The sequence below is a fragment of the Schaalia sp. HMT-172 genome (assembly GCF_030644365.1).
GTDB lineage: Bacteria > Actinomycetota > Actinomycetes > Actinomycetales > Actinomycetaceae > Pauljensenia.
Window position 1 is genome coordinate 1,726,245 of the sequence record NZ_CP130058.1, and the last position, 21,384, is coordinate 1,747,628.

The 21,384-nt window shown below is 66.4% G+C and carries 18 protein-coding genes and 1 tRNA gene; 6 read left to right on the top strand and 13 right to left on the bottom strand.

Annotated features, from left to right (window positions below):
- Window positions 1–101: 101 nt before the first annotated feature.
- The 5 genes from QU663_RS07225 to QU663_RS07245 all read right to left on the bottom strand — a co-directional run bounded on the left by QU663_RS07225 (window position 102) and on the right by QU663_RS07245 (window position 4,857).
- Entirely contained in the window at window positions 102–989 is an 888-nt protein-coding gene (locus tag QU663_RS07225) for a hypothetical protein (protein ID WP_021611809.1), read from the bottom strand.
- 42 nt (window positions 990–1,031) lie between these two features.
- Window positions 1,032–1,787, bottom strand: a complete 756-nt coding sequence (locus QU663_RS07230) for a hypothetical protein (RefSeq protein ID WP_021611810.1) — start codon at window positions 1,785–1,787, stop codon at window positions 1,032–1,034.
- 165 nt (window positions 1,788–1,952) lie between these two features.
- On the bottom strand, window positions 1,953–2,306 hold the full coding sequence (locus tag QU663_RS07235) for a hypothetical protein (protein ID WP_021611811.1): 354 nt from the start codon (window positions 2,304–2,306) through the stop codon (window positions 1,953–1,955).
- Window positions 2,307–2,541: 235 nt separating this feature from the next.
- On the bottom strand, window positions 2,542–3,192 hold the full coding sequence (locus QU663_RS07240; protein WP_021611812.1) for a DUF4232 domain-containing protein: 651 nt from the start codon (window positions 3,190–3,192) through the stop codon (window positions 2,542–2,544).
- Between the two features lie 159 nt (window positions 3,193–3,351).
- Window positions 3,352–4,857: an amino acid permease gene (locus QU663_RS07245; protein ID WP_034481229.1), complete on the bottom strand. Its 1,506-nt coding sequence runs from the start codon at window positions 4,855–4,857 to the stop codon at window positions 3,352–3,354.
- A 333-nt stretch (window positions 4,858–5,190) separates the two neighbouring features.
- Between QU663_RS07245 and QU663_RS07250 the strand changes: the two genes are divergently transcribed.
- On the top strand, window positions 5,191–5,883 hold the full coding sequence (locus QU663_RS07250) for an MgtC/SapB family protein (protein WP_021611814.1): 693 nt from the start codon (window positions 5,191–5,193) through the stop codon (window positions 5,881–5,883).
- A 70-nt stretch (window positions 5,884–5,953) separates the two neighbouring features.
- Here QU663_RS07250 and QU663_RS07255 read toward each other — a convergent pair whose 3' ends face one another.
- The 4 genes from QU663_RS07255 to QU663_RS07270 all read right to left on the bottom strand — a co-directional run bounded on the left by QU663_RS07255 (window position 5,954) and on the right by QU663_RS07270 (window position 11,988).
- Window positions 5,954–7,453, bottom strand: coding sequence for a hypothetical protein (locus QU663_RS07255; protein ID WP_296491129.1), 1,500 nt, complete (start codon window positions 7,451–7,453; stop codon window positions 5,954–5,956).
- A gap of 146 nt (window positions 7,454–7,599) precedes the next feature.
- Window positions 7,600–7,676: transfer RNA gene (locus tag QU663_RS07260), tRNA-Met, on the bottom strand.
- A gap of 167 nt (window positions 7,677–7,843) precedes the next feature.
- The gene (locus QU663_RS07265) at window positions 7,844–8,443 is read right to left on the bottom strand and encodes a hypothetical protein (RefSeq protein WP_232210928.1); all 600 of its coding nucleotides are present in this window, start codon (window positions 8,441–8,443) and stop codon (window positions 7,844–7,846) included.
- Between the two features lie 512 nt (window positions 8,444–8,955).
- The gene (locus QU663_RS07270; RefSeq protein ID WP_034481234.1) at window positions 8,956–11,988 is read right to left on the bottom strand and encodes a UPF0182 family protein; all 3,033 of its coding nucleotides are present in this window, start codon (window positions 11,986–11,988) and stop codon (window positions 8,956–8,958) included.
- 175 nt (window positions 11,989–12,163) lie between these two features.
- Between QU663_RS07270 and QU663_RS07275 the strand changes: the two genes are divergently transcribed.
- Window positions 12,164–12,733: a PPA1309 family protein gene (locus QU663_RS07275; RefSeq protein WP_021611819.1), complete on the top strand. Its 570-nt coding sequence runs from the start codon at window positions 12,164–12,166 to the stop codon at window positions 12,731–12,733.
- 105 nt (window positions 12,734–12,838) lie between these two features.
- On the opposite strand, the gene QU663_RS07280 is transcribed toward QU663_RS07275, so the two are convergent.
- On the bottom strand, window positions 12,839–14,050 hold the full coding sequence (locus tag QU663_RS07280; protein ID WP_051267777.1) for a S16 family serine protease: 1,212 nt from the start codon (window positions 14,048–14,050) through the stop codon (window positions 12,839–12,841).
- Between the two features lie 103 nt (window positions 14,051–14,153).
- Between QU663_RS07280 and QU663_RS07285 the strand changes: the two genes are divergently transcribed.
- Entirely contained in the window at window positions 14,154–15,623 is a 1,470-nt protein-coding gene (locus QU663_RS07285; RefSeq protein ID WP_021611821.1) for a zinc-dependent metalloprotease, read from the top strand.
- Window positions 15,624–15,718: 95 nt separating this feature from the next.
- Window positions 15,719–16,597: a hypothetical protein gene (locus QU663_RS07290; protein ID WP_021611822.1), complete on the top strand. Its 879-nt coding sequence runs from the start codon at window positions 15,719–15,721 to the stop codon at window positions 16,595–16,597.
- Between the two features lies 1 nt (window position 16,598).
- Here the strand turns inward: QU663_RS07290 and QU663_RS07295 are convergent, their stop codons facing one another.
- Together QU663_RS07295 and nudC are read right to left on the bottom strand one after the other, a co-directional pair.
- On the bottom strand, window positions 16,599–18,611 hold the full coding sequence (locus QU663_RS07295) for an ATP-dependent DNA helicase UvrD2 (RefSeq protein WP_021611823.1): 2,013 nt from the start codon (window positions 18,609–18,611) through the stop codon (window positions 16,599–16,601).
- Window positions 18,612–18,636: 25 nt separating this feature from the next.
- Entirely contained in the window at window positions 18,637–19,572 is a 936-nt protein-coding gene (nudC, locus tag QU663_RS07300; protein WP_021611824.1) for an NAD(+) diphosphatase, read from the bottom strand.
- Window positions 19,573–19,608: 36 nt separating this feature from the next.
- On the opposite strand from nudC, the gene rph reads away from it, so the two are divergent.
- The gene (rph, locus tag QU663_RS07305; protein WP_021611825.1) at window positions 19,609–20,376 is read left to right on the top strand and encodes a ribonuclease PH; all 768 of its coding nucleotides are present in this window, start codon (window positions 19,609–19,611) and stop codon (window positions 20,374–20,376) included.
- The gene (gene rdgB / locus QU663_RS07310; protein ID WP_021611826.1) at window positions 20,373–20,987 is read left to right on the top strand and encodes an RdgB/HAM1 family non-canonical purine NTP pyrophosphatase; all 615 of its coding nucleotides are present in this window, start codon (window positions 20,373–20,375) and stop codon (window positions 20,985–20,987) included. Before rph ends, rdgB begins: the two co-directional genes overlap by 4 nt.
- A gap of 139 nt (window positions 20,988–21,126) precedes the next feature.
- Here rdgB and QU663_RS07315 read toward each other — a convergent pair whose 3' ends face one another.
- Window positions 21,127–21,249, bottom strand: coding sequence for a hypothetical protein (locus tag QU663_RS07315; protein ID WP_021611827.1), 123 nt, complete (start codon window positions 21,247–21,249; stop codon window positions 21,127–21,129).
- Between the last annotated feature and the right edge of the window lie 135 nt (window positions 21,250–21,384).

The following is a 21,384-nucleotide window of genomic DNA, read 5'->3' on the forward strand; positions in this document are numbered from 1 at the left end:
CAATTGTCACATTCGAACCAGGGTCGTGATTATGAGGCACACATCACATGCTAAACCCGGGCCTCGTCGATGGATGAACGAGGCCGGGGCCAGGCAAACGCTCACCGCCTCCGTCGAGCCCACCGGTACCAGCCCAAGCCCTTCAGAGCGTCATCAACCGATTCCTCGGTACCGAGACGGTCGAGCGCCTCCGGGTTCTTCTGGTAATACGCGAGCAGAGCCTTGACGCGCGAGGGGACGATGCGCAGGTGAGCGAAGGAGATCGGACATTCAACATCGTCGTCAGTCTTAATCAGCAGGGTCTTGCGCTGGCGATGAGCGATAACAGCAGGCTTTGCCACCCACGGAATCGTGTAGCTCACGCCATCTTTACCGCACAGCATGACGGCATTCTCGGTGAGCACGATGCGCTCCTGCCGCGGGGACGAGAACAAGGAACGGCCAACCGCCCCCGCAAGCGCGACGAGCGCGAAAGAGGTCACAGCCCCAAGCCGCACCAACAAAGAGGGCGCTCCGACGAGCAACGAGAGTCCGTAGAGCACGAGCCCCCCAACCGCGCACACGACCGTCACGATGCGCAAGACGGTCAGGCGCATGCTGGGCCGCACCGTCACACACCCATCAGGGGCCATGTCGAGGCGCACCAATCCACGAGACCAGCCAGCATCCGCCTCCACCGCGGAAACGAAGGTCGCGGCGAACATGATCGACGCCACAGCAAAGATCGCGTCCCGCGCGAGGACTCCCAGGGCCGCAAGGAAAACTCCCGCGAGAATACCAACGAAGGAAACGGCCCACGCCTCGCTCTGTCGCCGATCCGACGGGTACACCGTAAAGAACGTGCCATAGTTCGGCTTGGGTGGGGTCGGCTCGCCGCCAGAGAACGAGGCCGGGGCGGGCTGACCTGCCTGGGCTTGCTCGGAGCCTCGGTGCACACCATCCTCAGGATCCGCAGACTTGCCGCCGAGCGGGGGTTCAAACTTGTTCACAACTCACCTTTCACAGCCCTCGCGTATCCGTCGCTGACACATTCATACTGTCCACCCGAGCGCCCGCCTCACATCGTGCACCGAGTCTGGTTGTCCGAGCCGCGCGCGGGCTTGAGGATCGTCACAATAGTATTCAACCATCTTCTTGAGCTGAGGTTTCGACAGGGGAAGAACTATCAGGGAAGCGATCTTTTCTCGATCTCCGCGATAGCGAATGAGAACCTCATCAACGCCGCGAACACCCGCAACGACAGGACGATCCTTCCAATAAAGAGAATGACAGATTCGGCGCGAATCGCGGATAACCATTTTGCGCTTGGTTATCTCAATGCTCTCACCTTTGCCAGAGACAAAACGCATCATTCCAGCTACTTGTCGATGACAGCTCAGCAATGCCAGAGCGACGACGCGTCGATACAGTCCATCCTCCAGGTGAACGGCACACCATATCCACCCAGTAGTAAACAGGGAAAGAAGGAAAGCGATCACGCCATGCAGATAAACTCCCATGGCGCTGAGCTCGATCCTGAGTTGCTGCCTACCATCATCATGGCTGATCGACAAAAATAGGCCACCCGCATTATAGGCGAGAGGGACTGACAGTCCACTCATCACAACCATCAGAAGCAACAGTACACCGAGAGGCACCTTCCCCACATACAGTGCGACAACAGCACCGAATGCGACGAAGACCATAATTCCCATCGCCACCTTCTCGGAAAACGATACTCCTTCATCACGATCGGGAATGGCATAGAACCGCTGAGCACGCTTCCTCTTGCGCGCTATCCAGCCCATGTCATGCGCTCACCTCGCTTGGATCAACTCTCTCAACAAACTCTGCGTCGCAACCACCACTAGAACCTAGAATCTCAGTGCGCAGATGAAAGGTCCCCGGCCTCATAATCGAGAACGGGGACCACTGTCATGCTGACACTGCGGCACCGCGTTGCATCGCGTGCGTCAGGACGCGGTGACCTCAACGGCCGTGCTCTGCACGAGGCCCGACAGGGCATCCATGAAACGCGCGATGAGCTTGCGGTTGCGCCCATTCTGCATGAGGTTCGGCATGCCCTTCGTGGTGCAGGTGACCTCGACGATGACGCCCTGCTCGTTCGGGATGAAGCCGACGACGATGCGCTCACCGTAGGAGGTGAAGCTGAAGGGCGTCTCGAACGTGATGAAGCGGGCGTTGATGTCCGCGCCGGTCAGGGTCGCCTTGTCGACGGCCTGCAGCGCGCTCATCGCCGCGTTGAAGACCTGCTCGTACGGCAGGCTGTACTGGAACGCCTGCGTGGTGCTAGCAGTAAAACCCATGGTGTCTCCTTGTGAGAGTAGTTGACGTATCGCCCACTGCGCGAGGCTCACGCGCAGACCCGTCAACAGGGAGTGCTCTCACGCACAAATGAGCACTCCCAGTATAGCGCCATGCGCGCGCGACCCTTCCACCCGGTCCCAAGCAACAGCGTCAACAGCCTCAATGAAAACGAGCAGGCGCCGAGGCGGCCATAACCGTCTCGGCGCCCACCCGTGACAAATAGTGCAATGTCGCTCAGCCGATGGGTTCGAAGGGACTCACCGCGACGGAGGCCATCTCCTGGCACACCCGCAGGGAGAGGCGCAGGCTCGTCGAACCCGAACCGTTCGTGTTGATGATGTCCACCTGGTCGGCGTCCGCAGCCGTGCACCCATCGACGCCGTCCACCGACTCGGCCGTCAGCGTGACTCCCACGCGCCCACCCTCAGGAATCGTGTACACGTTGCCCGGATCCTCGCCGTCGCGCGCCGCCTCGGAGACAGTCGCCCCGCCGGAGGCGAAAAGGACCTGCGGGAAGCCGCTGATCCAACACGAGGACCCCTCATTCGTGAAGGTCACCTCGACATAGGTGGTCGAACCAATCTCCTGGCGCGAACCCACGGATGCCTGCAGATTCGACAGGTCGCAGCGCGCCTCATTGTCACTCACGTCCACGTCGGGCGCCTGGTTCCCCCTATCGGTGGACGCGCTCTGGGCCGCCTCACCGCTCTGGGAGGCCCCACCGCTCTGGGAGGGCGCCGCGCTAGAGGAAGTCGAAGCACTCGGCGTCGCAGGCGAGGACGTCGCCCCCGACTCGGGCTGGCCGCCCTTCGGCGAACAGGCGCCGACGCCCAGGGCGAGGGCGGACAGTGCGGTCACGGCAAGGAAGCGTCGCATATTGATCATGCGACCATCCTATGGAAGCGACGCGGGGGTCCTCCTCGCCACGCCGGTCGTTACGAACTGGTGACAAGCGGCGCCCGCCACGCGAGCGGCGGGCCACCCCGGCCTCGTCAATTCCCAATCCGCCCACGCGAGCAAAGAACGACGCCCTCCCGCGACCACTCAGCTGCCGGAAACCGGCTCAATCTTGACGGGCGCGACGTCCATCTCCTCGAAAGACACCAGGCGGTCCTTGCGCACCAGGTGATAGCCCCACCACACGACGCCGAAGAGCGGCAGGCCAATGTAGGAGGAGGCAACCTCCCAGACCTGGCCATGGATAATGGCCTCGTAGTTCTGCCCCGCCATGACCACCAGGCACATGATGAACGCAATGATCGGACCCACCGGGTAGAACGGTGACCGGTACGGCAAATCCTCTAAGAGGTAACCCTGAATCCAGTACGCGCGACGGAATCGAAGATGACTGACCGCGATCCCCAACCACATGATGATGCCCGAAATGCCAACAATATTGACCAGCCAAATGTAGGCGTCGTTAAAAACCAGCTGCGTGAGGAAGCCCAACGCCGCCATCACCGTCGTCACCGCCATCGCATAACCGGGCACTCCGCCCTTCGTGACACGCGCAAAGATGGCTGGCGCCTGTCCCTTGAGTGCCATCGAGTGCAACATGCGCGAGGCCGCATACAGGCCCGAATTACCCGCCGACAGGATCGACGTGAGGATGACGGCGTTCATGACGGCCGCCGCCGCGCCGATCCCCATGCGCGCGAAAACCAGCGTGAACGGGGACTGCGTCACGTTGTTCGCGCTGTCGTCGGCGGCGCTGAGCAGGCTCGGATCCGTGTAGGGCAACAGCGTGCCGATCACCGCGATCGCGCCAATGTAGAAGAACATGATGCGCCAAAACACCGTGCGGATCGAGCGTGGCACGTCCCGGCGCGGATTCTCCGACTCGCCGGCGGCCACGCCGACCAGCTCGGTCCCCTGGAACGAGAAGCCCGCGATCATGAAGACAGCGATAACGCCGACGAAACCGTTGTGGAAGGGCGCATCCCCGGTCGTCCAATTCGACAGGCCCGGGGAATTCGTCCCCATGACGCCCGCGATCATGAAGACGCCGGAGATGACGAACACGACGACGATGACGACTTTGATGGCCGCCAGCCAGAACTCCGCCTCGCCGTAGACGCGCGCCGACAGGGCGTTGAGCCCGACGACGATCACCAGGAACAGCACCGCCCATATCCACGAGGGCACGGACGGGAACCAGTACGCCATCACCAGGCCCGAGGCGACGAGGTCCGCGGCCACCGTCACCGCCCAGTTGAACCAGTAGTTCCACCCCATCGCGAACCCGAAGGACGGGGAGATGAACTTCGTCGCGAAGGTCTGGAAGGAGCCCGCGACCGGCTGGTGGGCGCTCATCTCGCCCAGGGACTGCATGAGGAGCAGCACCATGAGGCCGATCGCCGCGTACGCCAGGAGGGCGCCGCCGGGGCCGGCGTTGGCGACCGTGGCACCGGAGGCCAGGAACAGGCCTGTGCCGATCGCCCCGCCGATGGCGATCATCTGCATGTGGCGCGACGCCAGGCCACGCTTGAGCTGCGTGTTGGAGCGCTGGCGGACTTCGCTCGCGATGTCATCGGGAGTGGGGGTTTCCATGAATGGGGTCCTCATCTGTCGATCGTGAGTCCCATCTTAGTCCCTAATTCTTGTGTCGTGATTGGGACGTTCTTTCCTTGGTCTTTAACGAGGCCAGGGCCGGGTCGCGCTCGCCACTCCCGTGAGTTCACCGACATCTCATTGTATTGTCAACACTTGCGACGTAAGGCACCGCGGGGCGCCGCGGTGCGGTTTGTCGCCACCTCTCCCCTGCTTCGTCACCCGCACCCATCGCGTTCGGCACGAGGGAAAGGACACCGTGCGCGGCGCCGAGACCTGGCGCACTCGCATCGCTACACTGAAACCCTCCCCGCGCCAACGAAAGAAGGGACTATGACGTACCAACTTGCGAGCATCGGCTGGATGCTGCTCGCCCTCGTCCTGTCGGCCTCCATCGGCCTCGAACGACAGATCCGAGGCAAGAGCGCGGGCATCCGCACCCAGGCCATCGTCGGCATGACGGCGTGCCTCATGATGTTGATCTCCAAATACGGCTTCTCCGACATCCTGATGGACGGCATCACCCGTTACGACCCCTCGCGCGTCGCCTCCCAGATCGTCTCCGGCATCGGCTTCCTCGGAGCCGGCATCATCCTGACCCGACACGGCGCGATCCGAGGCCTCACGACCGCCGCCACCATCTGGGAAACCGCGGCGATCGGCATGGCGTGCGGGGCCGGACTGTGGTGGCTCGCCATCGCCGGCACCGCCCTCCACTTCATCGTCATCGCCCTGCTGACGCCTCTCGTCCAGTTCATCCTCATGCGCACCCACGGGCACAAGGTGACGCTGAGCGTCCACTACTCCCCCGGGCACGGGGTCCTCTCCTCGCTGCTGACGCAGGTCGGGACGCTGGGCTGGGCCGTGTCTTCCGTGTCCACGCGCACCGACTCGACCGAACGCATGTCTGTCGCACGTTTCACCGCGTCGACACGCCAGGACCTCTCCAAGTCCCTCCTGGTGACCACCCTGTCGGACCTGGACGGCGTCGCCGGCGTCGACGTCACCGAGGAAGACGACGAGTAAGCACAAGAGAACGAGGGGCTCGCGGTTTCATCCGCGAGCCCCTCGTTTATGCCCTCAGGCACTCAGCGCATCACGCTTGAGGACCGAAAGGATTGAAGGGCTGGTTACCCTGCTGGTTCTGCTGGCCGTACTGGTTCTGCTGGCCCTGCTGGCCGTACTGGGCCTGCTGGCCATACTGCCCCTGCTGGGCCTGCTGGCCATACTGAGGCTGCTGGGCCTGCTGGCCATACTGCCCCTGCTGGGCCTGCTGGCCATACTGAGGCTGCTGGGGACGCTGCTGACCGAAGGCCGACTGACCCGCCTGGAAGCCCTGCTGCTGGCCGTACTGGCCCGGCTGGCCGAAGGCACCCGGGGTTGCATTCACGGGAGCAACCTTGCCGGCCTTGAGCTCGAGGAGCAGAACGCCGCCCGCAGCACCCATGGCGAGGGAGAAGAAGGGGAACAGGAACGCGCCGATCGACAGGTAGCTCACGCCGATCTCGACCATGGAATAGATCGTCATAATGACCGAGAGGAATGCCAGGAGAATCGACCCGGCACCCGTCGTGATGAACGCCCACTTCTGGTTCGTGAACCAGTAGGCGACACCAACAGCGACGGTGCCCACAAGCAGGAGGGTGAAGGTAACCGGGAACCAGCCGCCGCCGCCAAGGAGCGACTCGTGGAAGCCGAAGAGGGAGACGTAGGGCAGGACCATCGAAATGAGGACCAGGAGAGCCGCAACGCCGACGCCGATCAGCGCGTAGGTCGCGCGAACGGAACGACCACTGACCTTACCGGTCTCGGAAACAACGGCGTTCTGGAACTGGTTGAAGGCCGTATTTGCGGCGGCGCCGAACTGCTGAGCGGCAGCTCCAAACTGCTGACCGGCGGACTGACCGGGCTGACCCTGCGGGGCCTGGCCATACTGCGGCCGCCCCTGGGGAGCCTGCCCGTACTGCGGCTGACCCTGGGGAGCCTGGCCATACTGCGGCTGACCCTGGGGAGCCTGACCGTACTGCGGCTGACCCTGGGGAGCCTGACCGTACTGCGGCTGACCCTGGGGAGCCTGACCGTACTGCGGCTGCGCGGCGGGGGTCTGACCGTACTGCGGCTGCGCGGCGGGGGTCTGACCATCGGCTGCGAGTTCGGCGGCGGACTTCTCACGCGCACCCTCGGTAATCGTGCGCTCGAGCTCCTCGTCCGACACCGCGGGGGCGTCGGTGGTGGGGTTCTCGCCGAGGGCTGGTGTCGCGTCGGTCGCGGGTCCCGCCTGCTCCTGCTGAACGGGCTCGTTGACAGCCGCGCCCTGCTCGGCTACGGCCTCATCAACAGCCGCGATCTGTGCGGCCACGGCCTCATCAACGGCCTCGGCCTGGTCGGACACAGGCTGCTCGGCGGTCGGCGGCTGCGCGGGGACGACGCCCTGGTCGGACAGCCACTGCCCAAGCGCCGGGTACAGCGACGGGTGGGTCGCAACGTAGGGGCGCAGGTCGGGACGCGCGGCCGTGATATCGGCGAGGTCCTGAGCGGTCAGTGCCGGGTTACTCATGTCAGCAGCGCTGAGCTGCGACGGGTCGATAGTGCTCATCTGTATTCCTCTCGCACCCGAAAGTGCAGTTCCTGATGGCGAACAGTCAATACTATCGCGTGAGTCTGCCGCCAGGTCAAGACGTTCGAACGATGAAACGCGCGGCGAGCAAAGAAGCCCGGTCCCTGTCGGGACCGGGCTTGTGGTGGTAGCGGGGACAGGATTTGAACCTGCGACCTCCGGGTTATGAGCCCGGCGAGCTACCGAACTGCTCCACCCCGCGTCGGTGGTTAAAACCTTACCACCAGGCTCAAGACGCTTCAACCAAAGGGGCCGTGAACTACGTCTCCGCACCACAGCCCCGACCCGCGCCTCATCTCGGAGGCCTCGGGCCGGGGCGACGCTCATCAGTTCGCCAGATCAGCCCCGCTCTACTGGACAGGGTTATCCCTACCCGCGCCAGGCTGCGGGATCCCCCGCGCCAGGCTGCGGGATCCCCGGCGCGGGCGCGGCGCCGACTGCCGGCGGGGTGCCGGCAGCGGGCCACATGCCCTGAGGGGCAACGGGATTCACGCCGAGGGGCGGCACCGCACCACCGGATGCCGGGTATCCGCCCTGCATGGGGGCAGCCACGAACGGGCCACCGACTGGAGCGGCCGCGGGAGTACTCCGACCGGGCACGGCAAGGACGATGGCGGTGACGATACCGGTGCGCACGATCAGCCAGATCAGAACCCCACGCACAACGAGCAAGGGAGCGTACCACTGATCACCAAAGACCGACGGGTCCAGCGTCGGGGGCATGAACAGCCCATACCACTCCCCACCCTGCACGACGGAGAGCACCGGGTCGATGAGCAGGAAGGAGACTAGAACGACGCAGACCAGAACGTAGCGTATGACAATGTTTCGTCCCGCGAGCGCGATCGCGGCCAGCACGATCAACACGGAGTATATGACCACCCACTCATAGAACCAGATGTCCGTAAAACGCAGGAGATAGAGCCTCAGGTCGTCGAAGAAGTAGGGAATGAAAATGTTAACGAGCATGAGCGTCCACACAACCAGCTCAATGCGCAGACACACCCGCACGCGCGTGGAGAGCTGTGGGCGCGCGGGCCGGGCCATCGGGTAGGGTCCCGGCTGTGCCCAAGCTTGCGGTGCGGGTCCCGGCTGTCCCCAAGCTTGCGGTGCGGGTCCCGGCTGTCCCCAAGCTTGCGGTGCGGGTCCCGGCTGACCGCCGCCCTGGTACGGGATCCCCGGGACAGGACCGGAGAATTGACCGGGAGCATGGACAGCCCCACTTGCTCCGCCGGAACGGTTGGGTTGGGGATTCGGGATGTGAGGATTGCTCACTGGCAGGCTCCTTCCGCGCATATCGGTCACGCGCGAGTATACGTGATTTTCATCATATCAGCAGGGCTCTGCCGACACAACGATAGACACGGACGGACCACTTCCCGTCGTGCACCAACCCCACCGTCACATAGAGCGCGCCCGGCCTACCTCACAATGTGTGATTGGCAGGGCCGGGCGCGCATCGGACAGGCGCCAAACAGCGCCTATGAGCCGCTTTGCGCACCGCTCGTGGCAGATGCGCTTGGGCTCGGGCTGGGCGTGGGCGATCCGGAGTTTGAGGTCACGGGCGAGGACGTACCGAGCGCCGCCTGCGCGGCCTCCGCGCGAGTCAGCGCATCATGCAGGCGCGTCTGGGCCTCGCCGTAGGCGCTCCAGTCACCCTTGCTCATCGCCGCGTCGGCGTCACGCATGGCTTGGGCGGCGTCACTGACGGCCTGGCTGAGCTGGGTGCTCGCATCACCGGGGGTCGTGGAGGTTCCCGGCTGGGCGCCTCCCCCACCGCTCGGGGTGGTCGTCGCCGGGTCGTCCGCGACCAGCTGACTGAGGGATTCCTCCAGGGTCGGCGCGAAGCCGACCTTGTCGCCGAAGGCGGTCAGCACCGAGCGAAGCACGGGGTAGGACGCCGATCCGGTGCCCTGCACGTAGACGGGCTGCACGTAGAGCAGGCCGCCGCCGACGGGCAGGGTCAGCAGATTTCCGCGGATAACAGTCGAATCAGCCTGGTTGAGCAGGTTCAGCTGCGTGGCGATCTTCTCGTCGGAGTCGTACTTGTTCTGCACCTGTCCGGGGCCGGGCACGGTCGTCGACGAGGGCAGGGCGAGCAGGCGGAGCTTTCCGTACCCCTCACGCACCTGCCCCGGCGTGTTACCGGTTTCTGAGTCCACGGCGAGGAAGCCCGCCATGGCCTCGCGCCGCCCCTCGCCGCCACCGCCGGGCACGAACACGGAGGTCAGCGAGAACTCAGCGCTCTCCTGGCCGGGCATCTGCATGGTCAGGTAGTACGGGGGCTGCAGGGCGGTCGGTGCGGACACGCGGTTGCCGTTCGTATCCACGCCCGCGGAGGGCGCGCTTGAGGCGGTGGCGTCCCCGTAGGTCGAGGTCTCCTCGGCGAGGCGCCAGCGGTCACCGCCCGAGTAAAAGCCGGCCGCGTCGGTGACGTGGTAGGTAGCCAGCAGGTTGCGCTGGACCTTAAACATGTCCTCGGGGTAGCGCAGGTGGCTCATGAGGTCGCCGGAGATGGCGGACATGGGCTCGACGCTGCCCGGGTAGATCTTTTCCCACGTGCGCAGGATCGGGTCCTGGTCGTCCCAACGGAACAGGCGCACGGACCCGTCGTAGGCGTCGACGACGGCCTTGACGGAGTTACGCATGTAGTTGATCTTGTTGGCCTGCACGTACTGGCCCATCTGGGTGGACTGGGAGTCGACGGTCGCGTCGGAGAGCGTCTCGTGCTGGGCGTAGGGGTAGTTGTTCGTCGTCGTGTAGGCGTCGACTACCCACACGAGGCGCTTGGGGGTCGAGGCGTCCCCGTCCATGTCGACGACCGCGGGGTAGGCGGACTGTTCGAGAGTCAGGTAGGGAGCGACCTTGGAGACGCGCTGGAGCGGGTCGCGGTCGTAGAGGATCTGCGAGGCCTCGTTGGTCTGGGAGGAGAAGAACAGGTCGGTGGACCCGAACTTGATGGCGTACAGGAGCTTGTTCCACGTGTTGCCCACGGAGGGACCGCCGTTGCCGACGAAGGTCGTGGAGACCTGGCCGCCAACCGCCGTGTCGTCCGGGTAGTCGAGCTCCTGGGGCTCGGCACCTTCAGGGGCGCCGACGATCGAATAGGTGGGTGAGCCAGGGCTGAAGTAGACGCGCTCCTCATACTCCCCCATCTCGCCGACAGACGGCACAGACTGCTCCCAGTAGGAGGGCAGGCCATCGCTCGTGAGCTGATTACCGTAGGCTGCGACCGCGCCGAAGCCGTGCGTGTAGACGGTGTGCTGGTTGACCCACGTCTGCTGCTCGGCGGACAGGCCCGAGAGGTTCAGTTCGCGCACGGAGATGACGGTGTCGCGGCGCTCGCCGCCCACCGTGTAGCGGTCGACCTTCATGCCCGAATTGAAGCCGTAGTACAGGCGGGACTGTTGGAGCTGCTGGACGGTCTTGGTGATGACCTTCGGGTCGAGCAGGCGCACCTGAGAGGTGAGTGCCTCGTTGTCGAATTGCCCAGCCGAGGCAGTGGTGGCCGCGTCGTAGTTCGTCTGATAGTCGACGTCATCGAGGCCGTAGGCAGCCAAAGTCGCGTCGATGTTGCGCTGAATGTAGGGCGATTCGAGGGTGCGCTGGTTGGGGCGCACGCGGAACTGCTCAATGAGCGCGGGGTACGCGCCGGCCAGGATCAGGGCGGCGATGACGGTGACGGCCACGCCGGTCACGGGCAGGCGCCACGTGCCGCGGAAGGCGGCCACCACAAAGAGGGCCGCGACCAGGAAGGAGATGACCGCCAGGATCGAGTGCGCGGGGAGCGTGGCGTTGATATCGGAGTACATGGCTCCGTGGATGGAGCCGCTCTCCGAGGTCAGCAGCTCATAGCGGCCCAGCCAGTAGTTGATGCCGATGAACACCGAGAGGGTGGCTGCCATAAGGCCGGTCTGGAGTCGCGCGTGCTTGGAGGCGTGGGGGCGCGGGGCCAGGCGGATCGTCCCGTACAGGTAGGACACGACGAGGGCGGCGGCCAGCCCGATACCGGTGACAGTCATGAGGAAAGAGACGAGCACCTTGAGCGCGGGCAGGACGAACACGAAGAAGGAAATGTCCAGGCCGAACTGGGGATCGACCTGGTCGAAGGACGAGGCGTTGAGGAACTGAAGGAGCGTGCGCCATTCGGTGGCCAGACGGGCACCGTTAGTGAATCCGAAGAAGAGGGCGACTCCCCAGAAGGCGAAGCGCCGCACGGGCTCGAGCGCCTCCTGGTAGCCGCGCAGCGCCGCGGATGCTTCCCCGCGCGTCGAGGAGGCGCGGTGACGGTAGGCGAAGGCCATCGAGAAGTACAAGAGCCCGGTCGCGACCAGCAGGCCCACGACGAAGAGGCCGAAGTGGGCGCCCCACTGGGTGAGGATGACGCGCGTGGCGCTCATCTGGCGGAACCACAGGATCTCCGTCCACACGATGGAGGACCCGTAAACGACGGCGGCGATAACTGCCAGCGCGGCCAGCGTCATCGCGCCGGGGCCGGGCTTGCGGAGCTTCACCCCGGCGCGAGGGGCTCGCCGCTGACGCGGTTGATTTGGCTGATCGGATCCGAAGACCGAAAATGGGAAGCTCACAGCAATCCTCTCTGTTAAACCGGAAGCTAGTTCCCAGTCTAGCGGTGGGCAGGTTGTTCTTCGTCTCGGTTTTGTCCGCTCTCCGTGAGATTATGGGGGCATGAGTGTTGAGATGATGCCGAGTGCGCGTGAGATCGCGCTGGCCAACGTGGTTGTCGATATCGAGAAGGGCGCCGCCCGCGTGGGGTGGGATCACGCGCCTTCCATCTATGCGCTGGTCCCGACGGCTCTGCTTCTGTCTGACCCGAACCTGCCGGCCGACATTGCCGAGCAGCTGCGCGCGGGCTGGGACGGCAGCGACGAACACTTGAGCGCGATCATCCAGGAGGACCTGGCAGACGATGACATCGAGCAGGTCCTGGCCCACCTGGCGTGGCCGGAGACGGTGCCGGGTGCCGCGATCACGGTCGAGCGCATCGTTGTTCCCCCGGAGGTGGAGGACGAGGCTCCCGAGGACCCGGAGGAGGCCCTCGCGTTCGTCGCCAACCACCCGCTGCGCACGGACGTGCGCCTAGCCGTCGGCGTCATGCGCAGCGGCGAATCCTGGTGTGCGCTGCGCACTCGCGCCTTCGACTCCGATGACAAGGTCGGGCAGGGCTCGGCGCTGGTGCCCGCGCTGGTGGATGCGCTGCGCGCCTCTCTCGAGCCCGTCACGGGCGAGGAAGCCTGATCACGCCGGGGGCCCCGGCCTCGTCCGAACCAAGAGGGACGAGGCCGGGGCCCGCTCGTACCCGCCTGCCCGCAGGCCGTGGGGGGCTTGGAAGCGCTGCGTGCGCTACTGACAGGTCGGCAGGGTGTCCCCGGTGCCCTCCGCGATGGAGGAGACGGCCGTGGTGGCCTCGGCGAGGGTGGACACGGAGACCACGTGCAGCCCATCGGGGACGTGGCCGACCACCTCGGAGCAGTTGTCGCGCGGCGCCAGGAACCACTCGGCGCCGTCCTTCTTGGCTCCCCACATCTTCTGCTGGATACCGCCGATGGCGCCGACCTGCCCATCGAAGGACATCGTGCCGGTTCCGGCGATAGGCGTTCCCCCCGTCATGTCTCCCGGCGTCAGGCGGTCGATGATGCCCAGGGAGAACATCATGCCCGCGCTCGGGCCGCCGACATCCTTCAGGTTGACGGTGATCGTGACGGGCATCGAAGGTTCCACCGTCAGGTAGACGCCGAGCTTGGAGCCGGGTTCGTTCTCACCGGCCGCAATCGAATCGAAGGACAGGTCCAGGGTGGCGCCGTCGCGTTCGACGGTAATCGTCATGTGACTTCCCGCAGGAACGGTGCGCATGAGCGTGAAAGGAGTCGTCGCATCGGCGACCTCGTGGCGCGTGCCGTCGGGGGTCGTGATGGCCCGCAGGACGTCGCCTTCCTGGACGATGCCGTCCGCATTCGAGCCCTCCGTGGCGCCCTGGATCGTGACGGTGGCGGGAATCTGCCAGCCCAGGTAGTCGAGCGCGGCGACCTGGGAGGTCAGCTGTGAGTTGCGCATCATGGCGAGCTGCGCTTCGCTGACCTGGTCGTTCGTCGTCCCTTCGGGGTAGACGGAATCGTAGTCCACAATCTTGCTGTGCGGGTCGAAGTAGGCTCCGATGAGCTCAGCGAAGCTCAGCCGGTGGCCGGGGCCGCCCGACTCGGAGACAGTGACCATGCGCAGCTGGCCCTGCCCGGGTTTCGCGGGAGCGGTGACTGAGGCGGACTGCGGCTCGTCGACGCGGACGGCTTCGCCCGTGGTGGGGTCGGTGCCTTCGATGTCGAGCATCGGGACGCCGTCCTCGGTTCCCAGCACGTTGAAGGTCGGCCCGGGGCTGGAGACGACGAAGGGAACGGGAACCCAAAAGAGGATCGCCACCATCGCCAGGAGAGCCACGAGGGCCGTGACGAGGCGCCAGCTGACAAGCGGGATACGCTCGCCCTGGCCTTCTCCATTGGACAGCTTCTCATCGAGTGTCAAGGTCTCATCCGTTTCGCTCACCGTGCCATTGTGTCCCACCCGGCGCGCTCATGCACGCCCACTTCCACGCCCCCCTTATGCTCTCAGCGTTTTCGCAGTGTTTTATCAGCCCGGGCGCATGGCCGGACGCTAGTCTGATTCCATGAATGAGAACGAGTCCGGCACACCGTTTGAGGATTTCCTGCGCTCCATCCTGGGAGACGAGGCGGCCGCCGAGGCCGCCCGCGCCCTCGAGGCTCAGGGCTTCGATCCCGCGAACCTGCCCCCCGAGTTTTCTGATCCGGCACGCATGCGTGCTGCCATGGGGCAGTTCCAGTTCCTGATGAACACGACCGCAGGGCCGGTCAACTGGCGCATCGTGGAAGACAGCGCCAAGCAGGCCGCCTACGCCAGCGGCGACCCCGCGCCCACGGCGACCGAAGCGGAGGCGGCGCGTCAGGCCATGACCGTCGCGGACCTGTGGCTCGACGCCGTCACCGACTTCGCCTCGGGTCCGGTGACCCGCGACGTGTGGAGCAAGGTCGCGTGGGTAGAGCACACGATTCCCACGTGGAAGCGCATCTGCGAGCCGATTGCCCTCAACGTGTCGCGCGCCCTGTCGGGGGCACTCTCCGAGCAGTTCGGCCCCGATGGCAGCGGCGAGGCCGCGTCCCTGCCGGACGGGATGGCGGCAATGCTGGGCAAGACGCAGGAGATGATGCCTCGCCTGTCGGCGATGATGTTCTCCGCCCAGCTGGCCCGCGCGCTGGCGGCGCTGGCCGGGGAGTCTTTCGGCACCTACGACACGGGCATCCCGCTGTCGGATGCCTCCCACGCGGTGCTACTGCCCCACACGATCGCCGAGTTCGCCGATGGTCTCGACGCCCCCTTCGACGAGGTGCGTCAGTTCCTGGCGGTGCGCGAGGCAGCCCATCGTCGCCTCTTCGCGTCGGTGCCGTGGCTCGAGGGCGACCTGGTGCGGGCGGTGGAACGCTACGCGTCTCAGATCGCGATCGACACGGAGGCCATCACGGAAGTGGCACGGTCCGTAGACCCGTCGGATCCGGAGTCGGTGGAGTCCGCCCTGAGCGGCGGCGTGTTTGCCCTGGCGACCACCCCCGATCAGCGTCGGGCGCTCACTCGCCTGGAGACGATGCTCGCTCTCATCGAGGGCTGGGTCGAGGTGGTCACGGCGCGCGCCACGTTGCCTTACCTGCCTCACGCGGATGCGCTGCGCGAGATGATGCGCCGCCGCCGTGCCTCGGGCGGCCCCGCGGAGGAGATCCTGGGGACCCTCATCGGCCTGAAGATGCGTCCGCGCCAGGCGCGCGGCGCGGCCTCAATCTTTTCTCTCGTCGAGGCCGACGGTGGGCGCGATGCCCGCGAGGCCCTGTGGTCGCATCCGGACATGGTCCCCTCGGAGACGGAGCTGGCCACGCCCGACACCTTCTTGACGCTGCGGCGCGCCGCCGCCGAGGAGGACGCGGATATCGATGCGGCCCTCACCTCGTTGCTGGATGGAACGCTCGGCTGGGCGGAGGGCCTGGAGCCCGGCGCCGATTCGGGTGACCAGTCTTGCGCTCCCGGCGACGGCGAGGCGACCGAGGGCTCGGACCCGCACGACAATGAATGATCTGACAAGTTATCCACAGATTTTTCAAAAGGTCACGCGAAACTAACACACTGGTTCATGATGGCTTCTACAGGCATGAAGCAAAGGAGACCATCATGAACCTGGCACGCAATACGGCGATCTTGTGGCGCGGCCCCGGGGCCGTCCAGGTCGGAGGAGACAGCTCACGACACGTCCTCCTCGACAACCTGCACGCAAACGACCAGCTGTGGCTCAGCCACCAGGCGCACTCGCCGCGCTCAGCCGCGCCCACCCAGGCCTCGCCGGAACTCATGGCGGCGCTGCACCGAGCACACCTCATCGACGAGGGGGACCGGCGCCCCACGCTGCGCGTCGGCGTCCTCGGGGCGGTGCCCGCCTCCATCCTGGCGCTGCGCAGCCTCGTCGACACGATCAACCTCTCCCTCGCCATCGACGTCACCGCGTTGGTGGACGAGGACTGGGACCGAGTCTTCGGCGGCACCTTCACCGGCACCGCCCGCGATCGAGCCATCCGACGCGAGCTGGCTCCCCTCATCCCCCTCCCCCACCTGCACCACCAGGGTGACACCGACTGCGTCATCGTCTCGGCCGACCGCGTCGTCGACCCGGGCGTCCCCTTCGAGCTGACGGCCCACGACACCGCACACCTCATCGTCACGCGCGGGGAACACTCCTACGAGGTCGGCCCCCTCGTCATCCCAGGCATCACCCCGTGCTACCAGTGCGTCGAGCACGCGCGAGCCGCGGCGAACCCCTTCCGCCTCACCCACCTGCGAGAGCTCGCCGACTGGCCGCTGGGAACACTCCCCCTGCTGGCCCACTACGCGGCAGCCCTACGAGTGGCGCGCCTGATACGAGACTTCGCCTCCGGCGCGCTCACCGCGAGCCTGTGCGCCGAGATCGCCACCATCGACGAGGACGGAACAATCAGCGTCGAACGCGCCTACCCCGCCCACGAATGCGTGTGCGGAATCTGCGGGCTCGCCTCCTGAGTCAGGCACCCTCCTCGACGACAACCTCCTCGCCTCGCACGAGGGCAAGGACGGGAGCGGCGAAACGCTGCACCTTGACGTCGCCGATCCCCCGGATCACCCTCAGCTGCGTCGTGTTCTTCGGCATCGCCACGGCAATGTCGCGCAGCGTCTGATCCGTGAACACCGCAAAGGGCGGAACCCCCGCCTGCCGGGAAACCTCCAAACGCCAGGCCTTAAGCCGCGCGAACAGGTCAACGGCCTGGGGCGATGCCTCTTCCTCGAACGCACGATTGAGGGCGCGTGTGGAGGGACGCGCCTTCTTCTTGGGCGCACCCACACCCCGCTCCTGTGGCCAGATCCCGTCGAGGAGACGGCTACGCTTGCGCTTGCCACGCCCGTCCGCTCCCCGCGAGCGCGCCCACGACAGGGTCAGCAGATCGCGGGCGCGGGTGACGGCCACGTAGAGGAGGCGACGTTCCTCCTCGCGAGCCTCGGGGGTTTTCGCGTAGGAGATGGGCAGCAGGCCTTCCGAGAGGCCGACCAGAAAGACGGCGTCCCATTCGAGGCCCTTGGCCGCGTGGATGGTGGCCAGCTCGACGCCCGCTTTGTCGGGCTCGACCTGGTAGGCGATTCGCTCGTCGAGCTCGGCGACGAAGGCGGCGAGCGTGTCCGCGTGGCTGTCGTCCGCCCACCCGACGATCGCGTTCATGTTCGACCAGCGCTCGGACCCGGCCTGGCCGGAAGGGGCCTCGGGGGCCCACCCGACCCCGGAGAGCACGTCGCGCACGAGCTCGCCCAGCTCCCCCTCCTGCGCGGCAGCCGCGCCGGCGCGCAGGCGCGAGATCGCGGTGCGCACGTCGTCGCGGGCAAAGAAGGGTTTGCCTCCGGCGACGGCGACGGGGATGCCTCGGTGTCCCAGAGCCTCCTCGAAGGCCTGTGACTGGCCGTTGGTGCGCATGAGGACGGCGATGTTGTGGGGTTGGACGCCGCCGGCGACGAGGTCCGTGATCTGTGCGGCGACGCCCGCGGCCTCGGCGTGGTCGTCATCGTAGGTGCAGTAGCCCACGTGCGCTCCCCCGTCGCGCTGGCTGGACAGGCGCACGGTGCCCTCGCGCTGGGCGGCTCGTGCCAACACGTCGTTCGCGAGGGTGACGATCTGCGGGGTGGAGCGGTAGTCGCGGGTCAGCTCCACGACACGCGCGCCCGGGTGCTGGCGTCCGAAGCCCGTCAAGTAGTCCGGCGAGGCGCCCGTGAAGGAATAGATGGTCTGCGCGACGTCGCCGACGACGCATACGTCGTGGCGCCCGCCCAGCCACAGGTCCAGGAGGCGGGCCTGGAGGAGGTTGACATCCTGGAACTCGTCGACCACGAAAGAGCGGTACTGCTTGCGCACGATGGAGGCGACGTCGGCGCGTTCCTGGAGCATGCCGCACAGGTAGATGAGGATGTCCTCGAAATCGATGACTCCGCGCTCGTTCTTGGCATCCTCGTACACGTCGAGGAGACGGGCCATGTCCCCCGCGTCCAGCCCGGCGGGAACGTCGCGTCGCAGGCGCGCCACCGAAGCGGCATAGTGCGTGGCATCGACCATGGACACCTTCGCCCACTCCACCTCGGCGGCGATGTCACGCACGTTGGTGCGGTCGATGGCGATCCCCAGGCGGGCTGCGGAGGCGGCAACCAGGGACGCCTTGTGGGGGATGACATCGGGCAGCGGACCGCCGACCACCGTCGGCCAGAAGTGGCGCAGCTGGCGCAGCGCCGCGGAGTGGAAGGTTCGCGCCTGCGCCTTGGGCACGCCCAGCTGGGCCAGTCGGTGACGCATCTCGAAGGCTGCACGCTGGGTGAAGGTCACGGCCAGCACGTTGGAGGGATCGACGGCGCCGACAGCCGCGCCGTAGGCGATGCGGTAGGTGATCGCGCGCGTCTTACCCGTGCCGGCGCCCGCAAGGACGGCAAGCGGCCCGGCAACCTGGGTGGCGACGGCACGCTGGTCGGGGTCAAGGGCGTCAAGCAGTTCCTCGGGGTTCATACCTCTATTGTCCCATCGCCCACCCTCAGCTGCGTCCCGTGCCCTCCGGCCCGCCGGGCAGATCGGAGCCGTACCATTCCCGAAGCAGCGCGTATGCGATGGAGGCGCGTCCGGGCGCGCTGATCTCCCCCGATTCGAGCGCGCAAGCCAGATCCTCACGGCTATAGAAGCGCGCCCACTCGATCTCCACGCCATCCGCCTGAGGGGTCGGGCGCGGCGTGGCGGTGCGGGCGCGGTAGCCCATCATCTGGGAGCGCCCGAAGGGCCACGGCTGGGTCGCAACGTAGGTGGGGGCCTCAATGTCGATGCCCACCTCCTCGGCGACCTCCCTGGCCACCGTGACGTCCGGGGACTCCCCGGCCTCGACGTATCCGGCGATAATCGACACGAAGCCGGGCTTCCACAGGGCGTTGTGCGCGAGCAACACGCGCCCATCGTGATCCTGAACGAGGACGATGATCGCCGGGTCCTGACGCGGGTATTCGAGCCGATCGCAGGCCTGGCAGCGAGCAGCCCAGCCGGCGGACTCCAGGGACACGGGAGAGCCACAACGTCCGCAGTAGCGGTAGGTGGCGTGCCAGCCCGCCAACGCCACGGCGGTCAGCGCCAGGGCCGCGTCGTCACCCCCAAGCCGCCAGCCGACCGCGCGCAGGTGCTCCCAGCGCCCCCGGGCCTCGTCCCGGCTGGTCTCGATCGCAACGACGCTGCGTCCGCCCGCCACCCCGATGAACGAGGCCGTGGTCCCCTCGGCCGCACGCACGGCCTCGTCCCCGGCCAGGCGTCGCAGAGTCGGCGTATCCGAGGGCCGCGCCCCGGCCTCGTCCAGGAGGACGAAACCGGCCGGATCGACGACGATGACATCCGCCTCACCGGCGCGCACCAGGGCGATGGGAGCCGCGGATTCACGCAGCGCGACCGACGGATCGACGTCGCCGCGAACGAGAGGTAGATCAAGACTCATAACTCCACGGTAACGCGGTGGGCTACCCTAGGCACTATGACAACCACTCCCCTGCGCGCCGATGGGCGCACCCCCTCCCAGCTCCGTCCCGTCTCCATGACCCGCGGCTGGTCGGGTACCGGCGAGGGCTCCGTCCTCATCGAGTTCGGCAACACCCGCGTCCTGTGTGTCGCCTCTTTCACCGAAGGAGTGCCACGCTGGAAGCGCGACTCCGGCGAGGGCTGGGTGACCGGCGAGTACTCGATGCTCCCGCGCGCCACCGAGCAGCGCTCCTCCCGAGAGTCCGTCAAGGGCAAGGTGGGCGGCCGCACGCAAGAGATCTCGCGACTCATCGGCCGTTCCCTGCGCGGCATCGTCGACGTGAGCGCGCTCGGCGAAAACACGATCGTCCTGGACTGCGACGTCCTGCGCGCCGACGGCGGCACCCGCACGGCGGCCATCACGGGCGCCTATGTGGCGCTCGCGGACGCGGTGTCCTGGGCGAAGGACCAGGGCATCCTCAAGCCCTCCGCCACGGTCCTTTCCGACTCAATCTCCGCGATCTCGGTGGGCGTCATCGACGGCACCCCCATGCTGGACCTGCCCTACGTCGAGGACGTGCGAGCGCAGACCGATATGAACGTCGTTCAGACGGGCGACGGCCGCTTCATCGAGGTGCAGGGCACCGCCGAGCACGCCCCCTTCAACCGTGACGAGCTGGGCGAGCTCCTCGACCTGGCGACGCTCGGCAACGCTCAGCTCGCCGCGGCGCAGAAGCTCGCGCTCGAGGCCCCCCTCATGGAGCGCATCGAGGTGCGCCCGTGAGCGCGCGCCTGGTCTTTGCGACCTCCAACGCGCACAAGGTCAGCGAGCTCGAGGCAATCTTGGCCCCCGCGTGGGAGGGCTTCGAGGCCGGGTGTGTGGCGCGCATGAGCGATTTCGACGTGGCCTCACCGGTCGAGGATGGGGTGAGCTTCGAGGAGAACTCCCTCATCAAGGCCCGCGCCCTGACTCGCGCCACGGGCCTGGCCGCCATCGCCGACGACTCCGGCATCACGGTGGACGTGCTGGGCGGGGCGCCCGGCATCTTCTCCGCGCGCTGGGCCGGCTCCCACGGGGACGACGCGGCAAATCTGCGTCTGCTCCTCGATCAGCTCTCCGACGTTCCCGACGCTCACCGCGGCGCAGCCTTCGTGTCGGCGGCCGTCCTGGTGACCCCGGATGGCCGCGAGTTCGTCCAGCGCGGCGAGGTGCGCGGCACCCTGACGCGCTCTCCCCACGGCGAGGGCGGGTTCGGCTACGACCCGATCTTCGTTCCCGAGGGCTTCGAGGTGACGACCGCGCAGATGAGCGCCGCGGAGAAGAACGCGATCAGCCACCGAGGCATCGCCTTCCGCGCTCTCATGCCCCACATCGTGGAGTACTTGCGCGGCTAAGTCGCCGTGCGGGCCCGTGTGGTTGACGCGCCTGCTGGCGCCTCAACCGGCAGGCTCGCAGAGCAGTTCGTCGCGTCAACATAGTTGTGCCGGGCACCCGAGGGTGTCCGGCACTAGTGTTCGCCCATCGGGCGCCCCATCAGCGGGCAACGAGATTGCCGAAGAAGGGGCGGTCCATCGAGAACTGCAGCGGGTTGCGTTGTTGACGCATCCTGCGGTGATGGGTGAAGCGTTGAATGAGTGATGCGACGAAACGAGACATGGTGTGCTCCTCTTTGAGTACGTGCGATGGATCTATCACCGCGTCGTAGCTCTATGGTCGCTCCGTTGCACGCCTTTTTCCATCGATCTTCTCTTATTTTTCAGTAAAGTGTTTCTTACAGACTTTCCCTTGGGA

Bases quoted from the DNA above. Each gene is read 5' to 3' on its own strand.
- QU663_RS07230 (WP_021611810.1), bottom strand. From the start codon at position 1,787: ATGGGCTGGATAGCGCGCAAGAGGAAGCGTGCTCAGCGGTTCTATGCC.
- QU663_RS07235 (WP_021611811.1), bottom strand. From the start codon at position 2,306: ATGGGTTTTACTGCTAGCACCACGCAGGCGTTCCAGTACAGCCTGCCG.
- QU663_RS07240 (WP_021611812.1), bottom strand. From the start codon at position 3,192: ATGATCAATATGCGACGCTTCCTTGCCGTGACCGCACTGTCCGCCCTC.
- QU663_RS07245 (WP_034481229.1), bottom strand. From the start codon at position 4,857: ATGGAAACCCCCACTCCCGATGACATCGCGAGCGAAGTCCGCCAGCGC.
- QU663_RS07250 (WP_021611814.1), top strand. From the start codon at position 5,191: ATGACGTACCAACTTGCGAGCATCGGCTGGATGCTGCTCGCCCTCGTC.
- QU663_RS07255 (WP_296491129.1), bottom strand. From the start codon at position 7,453: ATGAGCACTATCGACCCGTCGCAGCTCAGCGCTGCTGACATGAGTAAC.
- QU663_RS07265 (WP_232210928.1), bottom strand. From the start codon at position 8,443: ATGCTCGTTAACATTTTCATTCCCTACTTCTTCGACGACCTGAGGCTC.
- QU663_RS07275 (WP_021611819.1), top strand. From the start codon at position 12,164: ATGAGTGTTGAGATGATGCCGAGTGCGCGTGAGATCGCGCTGGCCAAC.
- QU663_RS07285 (WP_021611821.1), top strand. From the start codon at position 14,154: ATGAATGAGAACGAGTCCGGCACACCGTTTGAGGATTTCCTGCGCTCC.
- QU663_RS07290 (WP_021611822.1), top strand. From the start codon at position 15,719: ATGAACCTGGCACGCAATACGGCGATCTTGTGGCGCGGCCCCGGGGCC.
- QU663_RS07295 (WP_021611823.1), bottom strand. From the start codon at position 18,611: ATGAACCCCGAGGAACTGCTTGACGCCCTTGACCCCGACCAGCGTGCC.
- nudC (WP_021611824.1), bottom strand. From the start codon at position 19,572: ATGAGTCTTGATCTACCTCTCGTTCGCGGCGACGTCGATCCGTCGGTC.
- rph (WP_021611825.1), top strand. From the start codon at position 19,609: ATGACAACCACTCCCCTGCGCGCCGATGGGCGCACCCCCTCCCAGCTC.
- QU663_RS07315 (WP_021611827.1), bottom strand. From the start codon at position 21,249: ATGTCTCGTTTCGTCGCATCACTCATTCAACGCTTCACCCATCACCGC.